This is a genomic window from Herbaspirillum lusitanum P6-12 (genome assembly GCF_000256565.1).
Lineage (GTDB): Bacteria > Pseudomonadota > Gammaproteobacteria > Burkholderiales > Burkholderiaceae_D > Herbaspirillum > Herbaspirillum lusitanum.
The window spans coordinates 1-1717 of the sequence record NZ_AJHH01000470.1 but is presented as its reverse complement, the minus strand read 5'-3'; the positions used below and the strand labels follow the sequence as shown (position 1 = coordinate 1717).

Here is a 1717-nt window from a genome sequence, read left to right as displayed (position 1 = left end):
AGGATTTCAGCGAGGTATTCACCGGCGTCGGCCACATCGGCGCGCTGCTGCACGGCTTCGCAGTCGTGCGCGGGCAGGCTGCGTGCGATCAGGGCAAGGTCGTCGGCGGAGCGGCTGAAGATGGAAATGTGCATGGCATGCAGAGAGCAGTTTTCGGAGCGTCGAATGAATCCGGGCTCCAAAAAGCACTGCGCCGGATTTAGTGCGCCATTCCGCAAATTTGCATCGTAAAAGATGTCGAAAATCGGAGCGAATACAGCGTCAAAAATGCTCGCAAGGCCTCAGCCTTGCTGCGCTTTTTTCCTTGTCTCGCCCCGTTTTCGCCACTTTTACTATGCTGCAAATTTACGGAATGGCGCACTAATCCGGCGCAGTGATGAGAAGCTTAAGGCGCGTCGGCGTCCGGCAGCACCACGTTCACGTCGAGCACTTCCAGGTTGCCCTGGCGGTCGAGCGAGATCTTGATGTCGTCGGCGTTGACCTTGGTGTACTTGGAGATCACCTCGATCAGTTCCTTGTGCAGCGCCGGCAGGAAGTCATACCCCTGGCCCTGGCGACCGCCGCGCTCGATCATCTATCGCGCTACTTCGCAGTGGTTCGCGAGCATGGACAACACGCCGAAGGACGGCGGCAAGAGCTTGCGCGAAACCGCGCTGCAAGGCATCGAAGACACCGCCTTCTTCCCGGCCTGGGGCAAGGCGGGGGGATTTTAAGTCGCCGATCTATCTCGGCGACTACGTGACCGCCGACAGCGGCACCGGCATCGTCCACTCGGCGCCTGCCTACGGTATCGAAGACTTTATCTCGTGCAAGGCGCACGGCATGAAGGACGACGACATCATCAGCCCGGTCATGGGCGATGGCCGCTACGCGTCGTCGCTGCCGCTGTTTGCCGGCCTGACGATCTGGGAAGCGTCGAAGCCGATCTGCGCCAAGCTGGAAGAAGTCGGCTCGCTGTTCAAGCTGGTGATGTTCGATCACAGCTACATGCACTGCTGGCGCCACAAGACGCCGATCATCTATCGCGCTACTTCGCAGTGGTTCGCGAGCATGGACAACACGCCGAAGGACGGCGGCAAGAGCTTGCGCGAAACCGCGCTGCAAGGCATCGAAGACACCGCCTTCTTCCCGGCCTGGGGCAATCTATCTCGGCGACTACGTGACCGCCGACAGCGGCACCGGCATCGTCCACTCGGCGCCTGCCTACGGTATCGAAGACTTTATCTCGTGCAAGGCGCACGGCATGAAGGACGACGACATCATCAGCCCGGTCATGGGCGATGGCCGCTACGCGTCGTCGCTGCCGCTGTTTGCCGGCCTGACGATCTGGGAAGCGTCGAAGCCGATCTGCGCCAAGCTGGAAGAAGTCGGCTCGCTGTTCAAGCTGGTGATGTTCGACCATAGCTACATGCATTGCTGGCGCCACAAGACGCCGATCATCTATCGCCGGATCGCGCGCCAGCGTTGCCGCGATACGGCTGAGAAAATGGTCGGTGCGTGCGCCTGACACGTCGTCTACTTTTTCGCAGCGGGGCCGTCCAGCCGCTCCAGCTGGTAGCCGTAGCCGTACACGGTGCTGAGCCGATAGCCGTTCTCGGGCTTGAGCGCGAGCTTGCTGCGCACGCGCGAGATGTGGGTGTCGATGGTGCGGGTCGGCACGGCGTTGTCGTCTTCCGCGCCCCATACGCTTTCCTGCAGCGTGACGCGCGACAGCGGC

General features: G+C 61.4%; 1 protein-coding gene and 3 pseudogenes. 2 read left to right on the top strand and 2 right to left on the bottom strand.

Features of this window, described 5'->3' with window-relative positions:
- Positions 1 to 385 precede the first annotated feature (385 nt).
- Positions 386 to 568, bottom strand: a pseudogene (locus HLUSI_RS28915) (cell division topological specificity factor MinE); the annotation flags it as partial.
- A gap of 110 nt (positions 569 to 678) precedes the next feature.
- Here HLUSI_RS28915 and HLUSI_RS31710 point away from each other — a divergent pair.
- Both HLUSI_RS31710 and HLUSI_RS0115470 read left to right on the top strand, forming a co-directional pair.
- Positions 679 to 1140 (top strand): annotated as a pseudogene (locus HLUSI_RS31710) (isoleucine--tRNA ligase); the annotation flags it as partial.
- A 4-nt stretch (positions 1141 to 1144) separates the two neighbouring features.
- A pseudogene (locus HLUSI_RS0115470) lies at positions 1145 to 1447 on the top strand (isoleucine--tRNA ligase); the annotation flags it as partial.
- Between the two features lie 68 nt (positions 1448 to 1515).
- Here the strand turns inward: HLUSI_RS0115470 and HLUSI_RS28910 are convergent.
- On the bottom strand, positions 1516 to 1717 hold a 202-nt coding region (locus tag HLUSI_RS28910; protein ID WP_040503541.1), incomplete at its 5' end, for a winged helix-turn-helix domain-containing protein.